Source organism: Paraburkholderia sp. HC6.4b (assembly GCF_014200875.1).
Classification (GTDB): domain Bacteria; phylum Pseudomonadota; class Gammaproteobacteria; order Burkholderiales; family Burkholderiaceae; genus Paraburkholderia; species Paraburkholderia tuberum.
Window position 1 is genome coordinate 123,497 of the sequence record NZ_JACHDC010000018.1, and the last position, 14,021, is coordinate 137,517.

Here is a 14,021-nt window from a genome sequence, read left to right on the forward strand (position 1 = left end):
GTCAATACGCAACTAACTGTCAACCCCGCGTGCCCACCGCAAGGTGGCCGGCGCGCTTGAAGAGAGTGCGCGCGGACGCGCACGCTGGATTCGCAGGGGCGGGGGCTGCATCGTCAACGAACCACGAGCAGCCCCCGGGTCCACCTCATCAGGCATTCGGCACTGCCACCACGCCCGGATTCCCGACGATCGCCAGAAACTCCCGCCGTGTCGACGGATCGGTGCGGAACGTGCCGAGCATGCGCGACGTGACCATCGTGACGCCCGCCTTGTGCACGCCACGCGTCGACATGCACTGATGCGCGGCTTCGAGAATCACGCCCACGCCGGCCGGCTGCAGCACGTCGTTCAGCGTATCGGCGATCTGCACCGTCATCTTTTCCTGGATCTGCAGCCGTTTCGCGAACGCATCGACGAGGCGCGCGAGCTTCGAAATGCCGACCACGCGATGGTTCGGCAGATACGCGACGTGCGCGCGTCCGATGATCGGCACCATATGGTGCTCGCAATAGCTTTCGAAGCGGATGTCCTTCAGCACGATCATTTCGTCGTAGCCGTCCACTTCGGAGAAGGTACGCGCGAGGATGTCGCGCGGATCGACCTGGTAGCCGACGAAAAACTCGTCGTAAGCGCGCGTCACGCGTGCCGGCGTGTCGATCAGGCCTTCGCGCTGCGGATCGTCGCCGGCCCAGCGCAGCAGCACGCGCACGGCTGCCTCAGCTTCTTCGCGGCTCGGGCGTTCGGCGGCCGCTACGGGTTTGGTCTTCTTTGCCTTGCTGCTGGTCATGCGTCGTCCTCCTGGATCGCGCGTCGACGCTGCGCGACGCGCGGGGTCAGTAACTGAGGTCATTGTTCCATGTTTTGCGCCGAAGGTGCCGATGCCCCTTTCGCGGCCGGGGCAGTCGCGGGCGTGCTGCGCACGGCTACTTCGGCCATTCGTCCATCGCATCGTTGAACAGCTCGGCGACCACGCCGCGCAGCCAACTGCCGCGCGGATCGTTATGAAACTTGCGATGCCAGTGCTGCCGCAGGTCGAAGCGCGGCAGCGGCAGCGGCGGCTCGACGAGCATGATCGACGCATGCTCCGACACGTACGCGAAGCCGATCGCGTGCGGCACGGTCGCGAGCAGATCGGTGCGCGCGAGGATGAAAGGCAGGCTCATGAAGTGCGGCGTTTCGAGCACCGCGCGTCGCTTGATGCGCTTCTTTTCGAGGTACTGCTCGAGCACTTCCTGGCTGCGTCCCTCGGCGCGCACGACCGCATGCCCGGACGCCACGTATTGCTCGAGCGTGAGCGGCCCCTTCGACAGCGGATGTCCGCTGCGCATCAGGCAGATGAAGCGATGCGTGAAGAGCCGCTGCTGAAAGAAGTTGTTGCCCGCCAGGTCCGGAAAATAGCCGACAGCGAGGTCGACATCGCCCGATTCGAGCCCGCGTTCCACTTGCGACGGCGACAGCGTGACCGAGCGCAGTTTCGCGGACGGCGCGCGCTCGGCGAACAGCTGCAAAAGACGCGGCAGAAACACGATTTCGCCGACGTCGGACAGCGCGATCGAAAACGTGTGCGTGCTCGTCGCCGGATCGAAATCCTGCACGTCGAGCATGCCTTTCTCGATGCGCAGCAACGCGTCGCGCGCGGCGGGCAGGATCGCGAGCGCGCGCGGTGTCGGCTCCATGCCTTTCGATGTGCGCACGAACAGCGGATCGTCGAAGTATTCGCGCAGGCGGCCAAGCGCGGTGCTCACGCGCGGCTGGCTCACGCCGAGCTGCTCGGCGGCGCGGCTCACGTTGCGCGTGTCTTCCATCGCGACCAGATAGGGGATCAGGTTCAGATCCAGATGTGTCTCGGACATGCTTGTTATGGCTCGCGGGGCGGGCAGGGCAAGGGAATGCTTATGCCGTATCGCTATAGAGCCTAGTTGAAAAATCGCCCATAAGCATAGTGGGATTTTACGCGGCCGGCATTTTCGCGCGCAGGGCGAGCGCTGGACGAGGGCATCCCGGACCTTCGCCGCCGCGCGTGGCGACCTATGATGAAGGGGGTTTCCCTGCCTTGACAACCCGCCCACAGGACAACCATAATCGCCGAAGCGTTCGCTAAACGAATCCATGTTCACGCAACGAACAATTCAACGGCGAAGCAATCGAAGGCGCCAGCCCGCTCTCCCCCTCGCGAGCCGTCGCCAGCATGCCCGGAGACTGTTTCCGCGCGAGCCTTGCCGGTTACGGCTGTGAGCCCAGCGGCACGTAGCGCCCCCAAAGGAAATTCGACATGATCAACAAGATTTTCGAGACACTTCAATCGGCGGTCGCCGATGTCCACGACGGCGCGACCGTCATGATCGGCGGCTTCGGCACGGCCGGCATGCCGTCCGAATTGATCGACGCGCTGATCGAGCAGGGCGCGCGCAACCTCACCATCGTCAACAACAACGCAGGTAACGGCGATATCGGCCTCGCGGCGCTGCTGAAGGCCAAGCGCGTGCGCAAGATCATCTGCTCGTTCCCGCGCCAGACCGACTCGTATGTGTTCGACGCGCTCTATCGCGCCGGCGAAATCGAACTCGAACTCGTGCCGCAAGGCAACCTCGCCGAGCGCATCCGCGCCGCGGGGGCGGGCATCGGCGGCTTCTTCACGCCGACCGCGTACGGCACCAAGCTCGCCGAAGGCAAGGAAACCCGTCTGATCGACGGCCGTCACTACGTTCTCGAAGCGCCGCTGCACGCGGACTTCGCGCTGATCAAGGCGTACAAGGGCGATCGCTGGGGCAACCTGATCTATCGCAAGACCGCGCGTAACTTCGGGCCGATCATGGCGAGCGCAGCGAAGACCGCGATCGTGCAGGTGTCGGAAGTGGTGCCGCTCGGCGGCCTCGATCCGGAAGAAATCGTCACGCCCGGCATTTTCGTGCAACGCGTGATCGCGGTGCCGCAAGCGGCGCATGCCCCGACGCCCAATCCTCACGACGCTGCTGCCTGACCCGGAGACCGACATGAAGAAACTGACTCGCGATGAAATGGCCAAGCGCGTTGCCCAGGACATCCCTGAAGGCGCTTACGTGAACCTCGGCATCGGCGTGCCGACGCTGGTGGCGAACCACCTCGCCGCCGACAAGGAAATTTTCCTGCACAGCGAAAACGGTCTGCTCGGCATGGGCCCGGCACCGGCGAAGGGCCAGGAAGACGACGAACTGATCAACGCCGGCAAGCAGCACGTCACGCTGCTGACGGGCGGCGCCTACTTCCATCACGCGGATTCGTTCGCGATGATGCGGGGCGGCCATCTTGACTTCTGCGTGCTCGGCGCGTTCCAGGTGTCGGCGAAGGGCGATCTCGCGAACTGGCACACCGGCGCACCCGACGCGATTCCGGCGGTCGGCGGCGCGATGGACCTCGCGATCGGCGCGAAGCAGGTCTACGTGATGATGGACCATCTGACCAAGCAGGGCGAGAGCAAGATCACCGCCGAGTGCTCGTACCCGGTCACCGGTATCGGTTGCGTGACCCGTATCTATACGGACCTCGCAATGATCGACGTCACGAAGGAAGGCCTCGTCGTGCGCGAGATTTTCACGGACATCGGCTTCGACGAACTGCTGAAGCTGACCGGTGTGCCGATGACCGACGGCACGCAGGCCGCGCGCGCGGCCTGATGGTTGGCTGAGGCGTCGCGGCGGCGGTCTGCTTTGCGGCCGCGTCGATGGCGTCTCGTCTGAAAGCGGCATTGCGCGAACGGGCCAGCGCTGACGGGGCGAACTCCTCGTCAGCGCTGGCCTGGCAACTTCAGCGACGGGTTGTCCACGTTTGGCGCACAATACGCAGCACATACTGCGGCATACGCACGGCACGAGCGCGGAGCAAGCGCGCTACGAGCGCTTGCTCCGCCACGGCGTCTGCTTCGAACCGCCGCGCGCCGTGCCGCTTCTTCGCTTCCGATTCCCTCAAACATCGTCGTCACCATGCTCGACTCCAGCGCCCGTCTGACTGGCCTTCTTTGCGGCACACAGCCGATGAACGACATCTGGGCGCCGCGTGCCACGCTGCAGCGGATGCTCGACGTCGAAGCCGCGCTCGCGCGCGCCTCTGCCGCGCACAAAGTCATTCCCGAATCCGCCGTCCCCGCGATCGAAGCGGCCTGCCAGGCCGACCAGCTCGACGCCGACGCGCTCGCACGCGACGCCGCGCTCGGCGGCAACCTCGCGATTCCGCTCGTCAAGCAACTGACTGCACGCGTCAAAGCCGCCGATGCCGAAGCTGGCAAATACGTGCATTGGGGCGCGACGAGCCAGGACATCATCGACACCGCGACGGTGCTGCAACTGCGCGACACTTTCGACCTGCTCGACGGTGGCCTGCAAGCTACCTGCGACGCGGTCGCGAAACTCGCGGCCACCCATCGCGCGACACCGATGATCGGCCGCACGTGGCTGCAACAGGCGCTGCCGATCACGCTGGGTCTGAAGTGCGCGCAATGGCTCGACGCGCTGTTGCGTCATCGCGAGCGGCTCGACGCGCTGCGCGAACGTGTGCTGGTGCTGCAATTCGGCGGCGCGGCCGGCACCCTCGCGAGTCTGCGCGAGGCGGCGCCGCAGGTCACGCAGTCGCTCGCCAAGGAACTCGGCCTCGCGGTACCGACCTTGCCGTGGCACACGCAACGCGATCGCATCGCCGAGACGGCGTCGCTGTTCGGCATGCTGATCGGCACGCTCGGCAAGATCGCGCGCGACGTGTCGCTGCAAATGCAAACCGAAATCGACGAACTCGCCGAACCGGCCGCGGCCGGCAAGGGCGGTTCTTCGACGATGCCGCACAAACGCAACCCGGTCGGTTGCGCGGCGGTACTGACGGCCGCGACGCGCGCGCCCGGCCTCGTGGCGACCGTGTTCGCCGGCATGGTGCAGGAGCACGAACGCGCGCTCGGCGGCTGGCAGGCCGAATGGGACGCGCTGCCGGATCTCGCGCGCCTCGCGGGCGGCGCGCTCGCGAACATCGAACAGATCGCTGCGGGTCTGAACGTCAACGAAGCGCGCCTCGCCGCGAATCTCGACGTCACGCATGGCCTGATCCTCGGCGAAGCGGTGATGCTCGCGCTCGGCGATTCCATCGGCCGGCTCGACGCGCATCATCTGGTCGAGCGCGCATCCAAGGCGGCGATCCGCGACGGCAAGACGCTGTATGACGTGCTCGCCGCCGACGCGGCCGTCACCGAACATCTTTCGATCGAGCGCCTGAAGCAGCTGCTCGATCCCGCTCAATACGTCGGCCAGGCGCACGCATATGTCGACGCCGCCCTGACGCTTCACACCACGCGCGCGCAGCGCGCCCATTCCAAGGAGTAACCGGCATGCCCTACGCCGCAGTCAACGGCACCGAGCTTCACTATCGTATCGACGGCGATCGTCACGGCCACGCGCCGTGGCTCGTGCTGTCGAATTCGCTCGGCTGCGATATGTCCATGTGGACGCCGCAGGTCGCGGCGTTGTCGAAGCATTTCCGCGTGCTGCGCTACGACACGCGCGGCCACGGTCATTCGGAAGCGCCGAAGGGTCCGTACACGATCGAGCAGCTGAGCGGCGACGTGCTCGGCCTGATGGATACGCTGAAGATCGCGCGCGCGAATTTCTGCGGCATATCGATGGGCGGCCTGACCGGCGTCGCACTCGCCGCGCGTCACGGCGACCGCTTCGAGCGCGTCGTGCTGTGCAACACGGCCGCGCGCATCGGCTCGCCGGAAGTGTGGGTGCCGCGTGCCGCGAAGGCGCGCAGCGAAGGCATGTTCGCGCTCGCCGACGCGGTGCTGCCGCGCTGGTTCACGGCAGACTTCATCGAGCGCGAGCCGGTCGTGCTGGCGATGATCCGCGACGTGTTCGTGCATACCGACAAGGAAGGCTACGCATCGAACTGCGACGCGATCGACGCGGCCGACCTGCGGCCCGAAACGCCGGGCATCAAGCTGCCGACGCTCGTGATCAGCGGCACGCACGATCTGGCCGCCACGGCCGCGCAAGGCCGCGAACTTGCGCAGTCGATTCCGGGCGCGCGCTACGTCGAACTCAATGCCTCGCATATCTCCAACATCGAAAAGGCCGGTGAGTTCACGAAGACCGTGCTCGACTTCCTGACGGAGGCAAAATGAACGACGAAGACCGTTACGAAGCCGGTATGGAGGTGCGTCGCGCGGTGCTGGGCAACGCGCACGTCGACCGTTCACTCGCGAACCGCGCCGAACTGACCGAGGAATTCCAGAACCTGATCACGCGCTATGCGTGGGGTGAGATCTGGACGCGTGAAGGTCTGCCGCGTCATACGCGTAGCCTGCTGACGATCGCGATGATGGTGGCGTTGAATCGCAGCGAAGAACTCGCGCTGCACCTGCGTGCCGCCAAAAACAACGGCGTGACGCGCGAGCAGATCAAGGAAGTGCTGCTGCAGACCGCGATCTACTGCGGCGTGCCGGCGGCCAACTCCGCATTCCATCTGGCCGACAAGCTGTTTCGCGAGGATGATGCGGCGGCCGCGGCGGCGAAGTCGTAAGGACTGAGCACACGTAACTGATCCTGCGCATCGCGCAGGATCAGGTCGAAGGTGAGGGCAGGCGTGCTCACGACGGACTCCGCAGCTTACGCAGGAAACGCTGCACGGCCACCCGCACGATCTGCTGCACCCGAAGGTGGGTCGCCTTCGACACCGCGCGCAGTTCATCGAGCAGTTCCTGCGGCAGGTACTGGCGGTAGGAAGGGTTGCGGTAGCGGCCGGCCATTTCAGTTCGTCCATTCCGGCCGGCCGCGACAGATCAGGACTGTCTTGGGTTCAATGCAGGCCAGCGGGCCAGGGCAATGAACCACAGCAGAATGACGTTCACCACCGGAATGAAGGCGAGCAGCGACCAGGCGCCCGCATATCCCGCCTTCTTCAGGATCAGCCATAGCGGGATAATCTCCGCGATGACGACAACAAGAACAAACACCAGCCAGTGCCATATGGAAAGAGCGCCCACGCATACCTCCATTTTTTAAAGTTGACGGGCAGAGCTGAGTATAACGACGCACGGCTGACTCCTTTTTCAATATTTCCGGCCGCCATCGATGCCGCACACCCGCTGCGCTTTACGCGCGTAGTCCTGCAACGCGGTCGGTTTCCGTATGGTCGCATCCCCGTCGCTGGTGATACCGAGAAGATCGTCAGCAGCCGCTGCGTCAAGTCCGGCTGTACCGGCTCCATCAGCTCCAACCATCCGTTCGCATCCGACCGTGCGGGAGGCGGCCAGACACTTCCGCGCCACGCAGCTGGCCGTACTCGACGCGTGCGAAGACTGGGAGGGCGATGGTTACATGCGGCCCGCAACGGGCTTTCGCGCCGGAAGCGGTATCGGATCGATTGCCCGCCTTGGCGACTATCTCGTGGAAGCCTACAGATAGACCCGAACCAGACGTACGGGCCGCGCGGGCAGGGGTGTAATGACTGAAACAGAGCGAGGCAGGGGCCTTATGACGCGCCGCTCGCAGGCAAAAAAAGACCCGCGCGATGCGGGTCCGGGTCTGAACTGGCGCGGTTCACTCGATATGCCTGTACCGAGTGTCCCCGCCGCCACGCTGCAACTGTTTCGAAACGATAAGAAACTGCTCGTCACTAATCGTACACTCCAGTTCGCCTATCTCGTACACAGCAATCAGCTTGATCTTATTTCCGTTTCGCTCCTCAAAGGTAATCTGATAGACCCCGCGCCACATTGGTTCGCCATCCTCATATTTACCGATCTTCTCGGACGCCAGTCGCACGGCCCTTGTTTTCGTAGCATCGAAATCCAGGGAGAGGATGTCAGTTTTTCTTAGCGCCATCTGGGCCACATAGGCCGGAAACCGGTCGCCGCATGGCGGGTATGGTCCGGGTTCCGCCAGGCATAGCGCGGGAAGGGATAGCAGCAGGACTGCAAAAGCGTGTTTCATGGATTCAAAGGACCTCACTCTATCTGCTTGAACATTCTGTCAGCCTCGACTCTTGACAGCAAATGCTTCGAAACGACAAAAACCTCTACGGCACTCATTGAGCATTCAAATTCGCCAGCGTCGTTCACAGCAATCACCTTGACCTTGTTTCCGTTTTTTTCGTGAAAGGTGATGTGATAGACCTCACGCCACAACTGTTCGCCATCCTCATCTTTTCCTATTTTCTCGGACGCCAGTTGCACGGCTTGGGTTTTCGTATAGTCGATACTGCCAAGCATGCCAGCCTTTTTTAGTCTCCCCTCGGCTATGTTGGTCGGCCACCTGTCGCATTGGGGTTCTGGTTTAGATTCCGCGAGGCATAACGCGGGAAGGGATAGCAGCAGGACTACAAGAGTGCGTTTCATGGATGTGCCACCCTAAGCGTTCTGTCGCCACTGTTCCAGATTTGCTTGCGGTATGGCAAGTGCAGAACGATACATCCATTTGATGCGTTGCCGGGGTCAGTCTTGCTGTCGCCGTGGATCATGAAGCCGTCGCGCCCGCCCAAACTCGTTCCCGCAACAGGGTTGAGCCGCATCGAGAACGGTCCAGTTTTAGGGTGCGGAAACGGTGCCGTAATTTCATACAGACCGACGGGGATCGGTCCCAGGTCGCGGACATACTGGCTACCGTGTTTATTTTTGTGTACGCCCTTGCCTGCATATCCGTCATCGGTAATGAATTTGTCATCGTGATACAGCTCGCCGCTCGCATGTTTGTAAATCCACACCATTGTTTTTTTTCTCATTGGTTGTACGAACCAACGATTACACCAGATCATCTGGCCGCACACAATTTTTAAGATGTACGTCAGTTTGATCTGCATCCGCGTATCGAGCCGACAGAGGCAAGTGCAATTGATCGCGAAAGATCACGGCGAATATGAGTATGGGGCCGATTCGTGGGGAAAACAGAACCACGCCGCAACGATTGCCGGCGCAACACAAAGAATGCGAATCAAAGCAACAAAAAAGAACGCGAAGATGCAGCCGCAACGAACGTTCAAAACGCAGATGTGCAAAAGCCGGACGTTACGAAGGTCAGCGCAGTGAAGCCTCAAGCCACGAAAACCGCGGCAAACGAAAGCCGCAAAACGAAAACGCCTGTTACCGTTGTGAAGGAATGCGCGCCGTTCAGGATTGGTATCGAAGGAATCCGCACGGCATTCATTCGCGAATTCGGCGGGCGCCGATATTTTTTATGCGGTAGTCGTCGCTACGACGCTCACCGGCACCTGCACGCACACCGCGCGCAACACCGTCTCCTTGATCACCTCGCGCCAATGCGCGAGCGCCGCCTTGTCCATCAGCGGCTCGCCGAGAAACGCGCCGAGCGTGTACTGATTGGCGTTATAGAAATAGCCGAGCGACGCGATCATCAGATACACGTCGCGCGCCGCGATATCGGCGCGAAACACGTCCTGCGCGCGGCCCGCCTCCAATAGCCTCTGCACGACCGAAATCGCGTAGCCCGAAATCTCCTTGAGCTTCTGCGATTTTTTCGCATGCTTGCCCTGGTGCAGATTTTCGCTCGACAGCAGCGTCACGAACTCCGGGTGATCGAGGTAGTACTGCCAGACGAACTCGACCATCTGTTCGAGGCCATGCACCGGATCGCGCAGATCGAGATCGAGTTTGCTTTCCGCTTCGTTGAACTGCGTGTAGATCGTCTCCAGCACTTCGATGAACAGCTGCTCCTTGCTGCCGAAGTAGTAATAGATCATCCGGTCGTGCGAACGCGCGGCCTTCGAAATACTTTCGATGCGGCCGCTCGCATAACCCTGCTTCGCGAACACCCTGATGGCCGCCTTCAGGATCTTGGCGCGCGTGTCCTGCGCCTGTTTCGCGCGGATACCGATGGCGCCCGGCTTGCGGGCGGCGGTGGGGCTCATGACGGTCTCGGATCTCGTTGTCAGCGTAGGTTTGAACGGCGGGCGCGCAGACTCAGCAGGCCGATGCCGCATTGCACCATGATCCCGCGTGACGGAAAACACGTTGCACAGTCGATTTTGATCGAGTAGATTTCAATCGAGTTTGGTGTAGAAGATACTACATGAACGGTGAGTGACCGCAACATGAAAATGGGCGGCCCACGCGGAAATGCCCTGAAACCGGGACGATTCGCGCACCAAGCAGCACCGCCAGCCATGTCGCGCCTGTGATGTCGTACGGAACCCCACGATGACAGAACATACGAAGGTCGATTTCGGTGCAGAGAGTGTCGATCGCGATACCGCGTCGACGCCGGGCCCAACCGTGCTCGAAAAGTCGGCGTCGCGCAGCGAGCGCATGGCCTCGAACAAGATCGAATGCAATGCGTGTCCGGTGCTGTGCCAGATCTCGGAAGGGCGCACCGGCGCGTGCGACCGTTATGCGAATGCGGATGGGCGGTTGATACGCGTCGATCCGGTGGTGTTTCTGTCGCGTGCGAACGATGCCGACGCCGATCCGGCAAATGCGGCGATCGAATTCGGCACAGCCCCCGCCGCGGACCCAGGCACCACCGAACCCGCGCTGTTCGTCACCGGCGTCGGTGCCTCCTCGACCTATCCCGACTACAAGCCCGCGCCGTTCATCGTCGCGTCGAAGCTCGACGACGTCGACATGGTCACCGTCGTCACCGAAGGCATCTTCAGCTATTGCAGCTTCAAGGTGAAGATCGACACCGACCGCTTTCTCGGCCCCGAACAGGCCAACGTGCGCTGCGACGGCGAGATCGTCGGTCACGTGAGCACGGCCGAATACGGCTCGCAGATGCTGAGCCTCGGCGGCGTCCATCATCTGACCGGCGGCAGCAAGAAAGAAGGCCGCGTGACCTGCGACATGATGCTCGCGCTCGGCAACAAGGAGGCGGTCGAGCTTGGTATCGACGGCGGCGCCAGTCTCGTGATTCGCGCCGGCGTCGCGCCGATCGTCGACGGTGTCGAGGAGCAGCGCATGCGCGTCGGCTGCGGCTCCGCGACGATCGGTATCTTCGCGAAGCAATGGTTCGGCCACGTCGATGAGGTGGTGGTCGTCGACGATCACATTACGGGCGTGCTGACCGAGCACCAGGCGGGCCGCTGCCTCGGCATGACGCGCTCGGGACTCAAGATACGCGGCCGCAAATCGACGCCGGGCCGCTATTTCCAGGTTGCCAATCCCGGCACCGGTTGGGGGGGCACCGACATTCAGGACCCGCTCGCGATCGTCGAAGGATTCGATCCGTCGGTCGCGAAGCCGGGCATGCGCGTGCTGATGGTCTCGACGACCGGCGAACACGCGCAATGGTACGAACTCGACGCACAGCTCGTGCCGCGCATCGCGCCGATGCCCGACGCGGTGCGCCGCACGGTCGAGCGGATCGGCGAGAACTGCGAGCCGTCGCTCGCGACGGTGCTGTTTCTCGGCGGCGCGGGCGGCAGTCTGCGCGCCGGCGCGACCGAGAATCCGGTGCTGCTCACGCGCGCGATCAAGCGCAAGCACGTCAACGTCACGTGCGGCGGCGCGCCGGCTTATGTGTGGCCGGGCGGCGGCATCACCGTGATGGTCGACGTGACGCGCATGCCGGACCGCTCGTTCGGCACGGTGCCGACACCGGCGCTCGTCGCGCCGATCGAATTCACGATGACGTACGACACGTACCGCGATCTCGGCGGCCACGTCGAGGCGGTGCGCTCGTTGCAGAGCGTGCTCGCGAGCGGGCCGACGCATACGGAAGGCGCGCCGCTCGCGCGGCGGACGCTGGCTCGCGATCCGGACAATCCGTGGCCGCCTGCAATGCCCGGTTAAGCACCCTGACTAAAAATCACGCGATGACCCCCACCCGAACCCGCCTCGACGAACACCGCTGGCATTGGCAGCACGGGCCGATCGACCTGATCCTCGGCGCCGACGGCGAGCCCGACGCGGTGCGTGCCGCATATGACGCATGCTGGGAGCGCTTCAGCCCTGTGCTGGAAGAGCTGGTCCGCGAATTGAACGCGCTTCGGCAACCAGTGCAGGCTGTGGCGGCACGACATGATTGCCCGCTTCGAGGGCCGGTCGCGACGCGTATGTGGCATGCGTGTCATCCGCATCGTTCGAGCTTCATCACGCCGATGGCCGCAGTCGCGGGCAGCGTCGCCGACGAACTGATCGCCGCGTTCGCGCGCGACGGCATCGCGCGTGCGTTCATCAACAACGGTGGCGACATCGCGCTGCACCTGGCGGCGGGGCAGAAGTATCGGGTGGGCGTGTTGGCGGACCTCGCGCAAATTTCGGGCACGCGTTTCGCGCACGACCCTGCGCTCGACGCGCATCTGACGCTCGACGCTCGGCAGCCGATTCGCGGCGTCGCGACGAGCGGCTGGCGCGGCCGCAGCTTCAGTCTCGGCATCGCCGACAGCGTGACCGTGCTCGCGCGCGATGCCGCGAGCGCCGACGCCGCCGCGACGATGATCGCGAACGCGGTCGATCTCGACCATGCGGGAATCGTGCGGCGTCCGGCGTCGTCGCTGAAGGACGATAGCGATCTCGGCGATCTGCTGGTGACCGTCGACGTGCCGCGTCTGCCGCAGCCGCTGATCGATTTCGCGCTCGCGCGCGGCGTCGATGTCGCGAAGCGGTTGCGCGACCAGGGTTTGATCGAAGGCGCCGCGCTGTTCCTGCAAGGACGGGCGCGGGTCACCGGCATCGACGATTCACGCGCGTTGTCCGCCACGCGCGCTTCACTGACAACGGAGGCTCCGTGTTCGAAATACGCCGCGTGCTGACGCACGTCGAAGACATCTTCCACGAGTTCGGCCCCGCGCCCGCGCAGCCGCTCAGACGAGGCGCGATCGCCGCGGTGATGACGAATCCGTTCGCGGGCCGCTACGAGCCGAAAATAGAACCCGCGATGGAAGCGCTGAAGCCGCTCGGCTTCGAGATGGCGCAACGGCTGCTGACGGCGATGGCGGTGCCGCATGCGTCGATCGAAAGCTATGGGAAGGGCGCGATCGTCGGCGCGCGCGGGGAACTCGAGCACGGCGCGCTATGGCACGTGCCCGGCGGCTACGCGATGCGCGAGCTGCTCGAAAAGCACGGCGTGCCGACCCACGCGATCGTACCGTCGACGAAGAAGGTCGGCGCGCCGTCCACCGCGCTCGACGTGCCGCTCACGCATGTCAACGCGAGCTACGTGCGCAGCCACTTCGATGCGATCGAAGTACGCGTGCCCGGCGCGCCCGCCGCCGACGAGATCGTCTACATCCTCGTGATGAGCACGGGGCAGCGCGTGCATGCGCGGGTGGGCGGCCTCGCGAAAGAGGCGATCGTCGGCAAGGACGGCTTGCGCTGAAGCGGCGCGCGGCAACCATACTGCAAGGCAACGAAACTCGGAGAGCGCAAATGGCAATCAGGCTTCGCAAGCTGGTCGTGCAGGTCGACGAAACACGCATCGAAATGGGCCAGACCGTCGAGCCGCCCGCGCGCCGCGCGGTCGCGATCGCGGTGATCGATAATCCGTATGCGGGCCGCTATGAGGCGAAGCTCGACGCGCTGATCGAAGCTGGCGAGGAACTCGGCGCGCTGCTCGGCAAGCGCTGCGTCGAGGCGTTGGGCATCGCGCCGGGCGAAGCGCAAAGCTACGGCAAGGCGGCGATCGTCGGCGAGGCGGGCGAGCTCGAACATGCGGCCGCGATCCTGCATCCGAAGCTCGGCGCGCCGCTGCGCGCGGCGGTCGAGAAGGGCGCGGCGCTGGTGCCGTCGGCGAAGAAGATCGGCACGCTCGGCACCGCGATCGACGTGCCGCTCGGCCACAAGGACGCCGCCTACGTGCGCAGCCATTTCGACGCGATCGAGGCGCGCGTGGCCGATGCGCCGCGCGCGAACGAAATCGTCGTGGCGGTCGCGGTGACCGCGTCGGGCCGGCCGCTGCCGCGCATCGGCGGCCTGCAGGCGAACGAGATCAAAGGCGAGGACGGCCTGCGCTGAGCGATCGTTTTTTTCAGCCGCCTGTTTGCCGTCGCTTGTTTTGCGGGTTGTTTCGCTGGTAGTGTCCTGCCGTTGACGCGGGCGCGCATGGTGCCGCCCGCGC

The 14,021-nt window shown here is 64.0% G+C and carries 17 protein-coding genes; 9 read left to right on the plus strand and 8 right to left on the minus strand.

Annotated elements, in window-relative coordinates; all coding sequences use genetic code 11:
• Positions 1 to 148: 148 nt before the first annotated feature.
• Positions 149 to 787, minus strand: coding sequence for a GTP cyclohydrolase I FolE (gene folE / locus HDG34_RS26010; RefSeq protein WP_184063367.1), 639 nt, complete (start codon positions 785 to 787; stop codon positions 149 to 151).
• Positions 788 to 923: 136 nt separating this feature from the next.
• Positions 924 to 1,853: a LysR family transcriptional regulator gene (locus tag HDG34_RS26015; RefSeq protein WP_090807267.1), complete on the minus strand. Its 930-nt coding sequence runs from the start codon at positions 1,851 to 1,853 to the stop codon at positions 924 to 926.
• A gap of 419 nt (positions 1,854 to 2,272) precedes the next feature.
• Here HDG34_RS26015 and HDG34_RS26020 point away from each other — a divergent pair, with 419 nt between their 5' ends.
• From HDG34_RS26020 to pcaC, 5 genes are all read left to right on the plus strand, one after another.
• A complete protein-coding gene (locus HDG34_RS26020; RefSeq protein WP_062131411.1) occupies positions 2,273 to 2,980 on the plus strand; it encodes a 3-oxoacid CoA-transferase subunit A in 708 nt (235 codons plus the stop codon).
• 13 nt (positions 2,981 to 2,993) lie between these two features.
• Positions 2,994 to 3,653, plus strand: a complete 660-nt coding sequence (locus HDG34_RS26025; RefSeq protein ID WP_184063370.1) for a 3-oxoacid CoA-transferase subunit B — start codon at positions 2,994 to 2,996, stop codon at positions 3,651 to 3,653.
• A gap of 306 nt (positions 3,654 to 3,959) precedes the next feature.
• Positions 3,960 to 5,339, plus strand: a complete 1,380-nt coding sequence (locus HDG34_RS26030; protein ID WP_184063373.1) for a 3-carboxy-cis,cis-muconate cycloisomerase — start codon at positions 3,960 to 3,962, stop codon at positions 5,337 to 5,339.
• Positions 5,340 to 5,344: 5 nt separating this feature from the next.
• On the plus strand, positions 5,345 to 6,136 hold the full coding sequence (pcaD, locus tag HDG34_RS26035; RefSeq protein ID WP_090807263.1) for a 3-oxoadipate enol-lactonase: 792 nt from the start codon (positions 5,345 to 5,347) through the stop codon (positions 6,134 to 6,136).
• Positions 6,133 to 6,534: a 4-carboxymuconolactone decarboxylase gene (gene pcaC / locus HDG34_RS26040; RefSeq protein WP_184063376.1), complete on the plus strand. Its 402-nt coding sequence runs from the start codon at positions 6,133 to 6,135 to the stop codon at positions 6,532 to 6,534. The genes pcaD and pcaC overlap by 4 nt, the downstream gene beginning before the upstream one ends.
• Before the next feature lie 67 nt (positions 6,535 to 6,601).
• Here the strand turns inward: pcaC and HDG34_RS26045 are convergent, their stop codons facing one another.
• The 6 genes from HDG34_RS26045 to HDG34_RS26070 all read right to left on the minus strand — a co-directional run bounded on the left by HDG34_RS26045 (position 6,602) and on the right by HDG34_RS26070 (position 9,876).
• Complete coding sequence (locus HDG34_RS26045; RefSeq protein WP_184063379.1) at positions 6,602 to 6,760, minus strand: hypothetical protein; 159 nt, start codon at positions 6,758 to 6,760, stop codon at positions 6,602 to 6,604.
• Positions 6,761 to 6,793: 33 nt separating this feature from the next.
• Entirely contained in the window at positions 6,794 to 6,997 is a 204-nt protein-coding gene (locus HDG34_RS26050) for a hypothetical protein (protein ID WP_184063382.1), read from the minus strand.
• 556 nt (positions 6,998 to 7,553) lie between these two features.
• On the minus strand, positions 7,554 to 7,946 hold the full coding sequence (locus HDG34_RS26055) for a hypothetical protein (RefSeq protein WP_184063218.1): 393 nt from the start codon (positions 7,944 to 7,946) through the stop codon (positions 7,554 to 7,556).
• 14 nt (positions 7,947 to 7,960) lie between these two features.
• Positions 7,961 to 8,350, minus strand: a complete 390-nt coding sequence (locus HDG34_RS26060) for a hypothetical protein (RefSeq protein WP_184063385.1) — start codon at positions 8,348 to 8,350, stop codon at positions 7,961 to 7,963.
• Positions 8,347 to 8,811 (minus strand): DUF2778 domain-containing protein, encoded by a 465-nt coding sequence (locus tag HDG34_RS26065; protein WP_260321342.1) that lies wholly within the window; start codon positions 8,809 to 8,811, stop codon positions 8,347 to 8,349. The genes HDG34_RS26060 and HDG34_RS26065 overlap by 4 nt, the downstream gene beginning before the upstream one ends.
• A gap of 372 nt (positions 8,812 to 9,183) precedes the next feature.
• On the minus strand, positions 9,184 to 9,876 hold the full coding sequence (locus HDG34_RS26070; protein ID WP_184063388.1) for a TetR family transcriptional regulator: 693 nt from the start codon (positions 9,874 to 9,876) through the stop codon (positions 9,184 to 9,186).
• A 289-nt stretch (positions 9,877 to 10,165) separates the two neighbouring features.
• Between HDG34_RS26070 and HDG34_RS26075 the strand changes: the two genes are divergently transcribed.
• Genes HDG34_RS26075 through HDG34_RS26090 form a run of 4 tightly spaced genes read left to right on the plus strand, consistent with a single transcriptional unit; the run spans position 10,166 to position 13,918 of the window.
• Entirely contained in the window at positions 10,166 to 11,755 is a 1,590-nt protein-coding gene (locus HDG34_RS26075; protein ID WP_184063391.1) for a 6-hydroxynicotinate reductase, read from the plus strand.
• 23 nt (positions 11,756 to 11,778) lie between these two features.
• Positions 11,779 to 12,717 (plus strand): UPF0280 family protein, encoded by a 939-nt coding sequence (locus HDG34_RS26080; RefSeq protein ID WP_184063394.1) that lies wholly within the window; start codon positions 11,779 to 11,781, stop codon positions 12,715 to 12,717.
• Complete coding sequence (locus HDG34_RS26085; protein ID WP_184024978.1) at positions 12,693 to 13,283, plus strand: amino acid synthesis family protein; 591 nt, start codon at positions 12,693 to 12,695, stop codon at positions 13,281 to 13,283. Before HDG34_RS26080 ends, HDG34_RS26085 begins: the two co-directional genes overlap by 25 nt.
• A 50-nt stretch (positions 13,284 to 13,333) precedes the next feature.
• Positions 13,334 to 13,918 carry an amino acid synthesis family protein gene (locus HDG34_RS26090; RefSeq protein ID WP_184024981.1) on the plus strand — a complete coding sequence of 195 codons (585 nt, stop codon included), beginning with the start codon at positions 13,334 to 13,336 and terminating at the stop codon, positions 13,916 to 13,918.
• Positions 13,919 to 14,021: the final 103 nt, after the last annotated feature.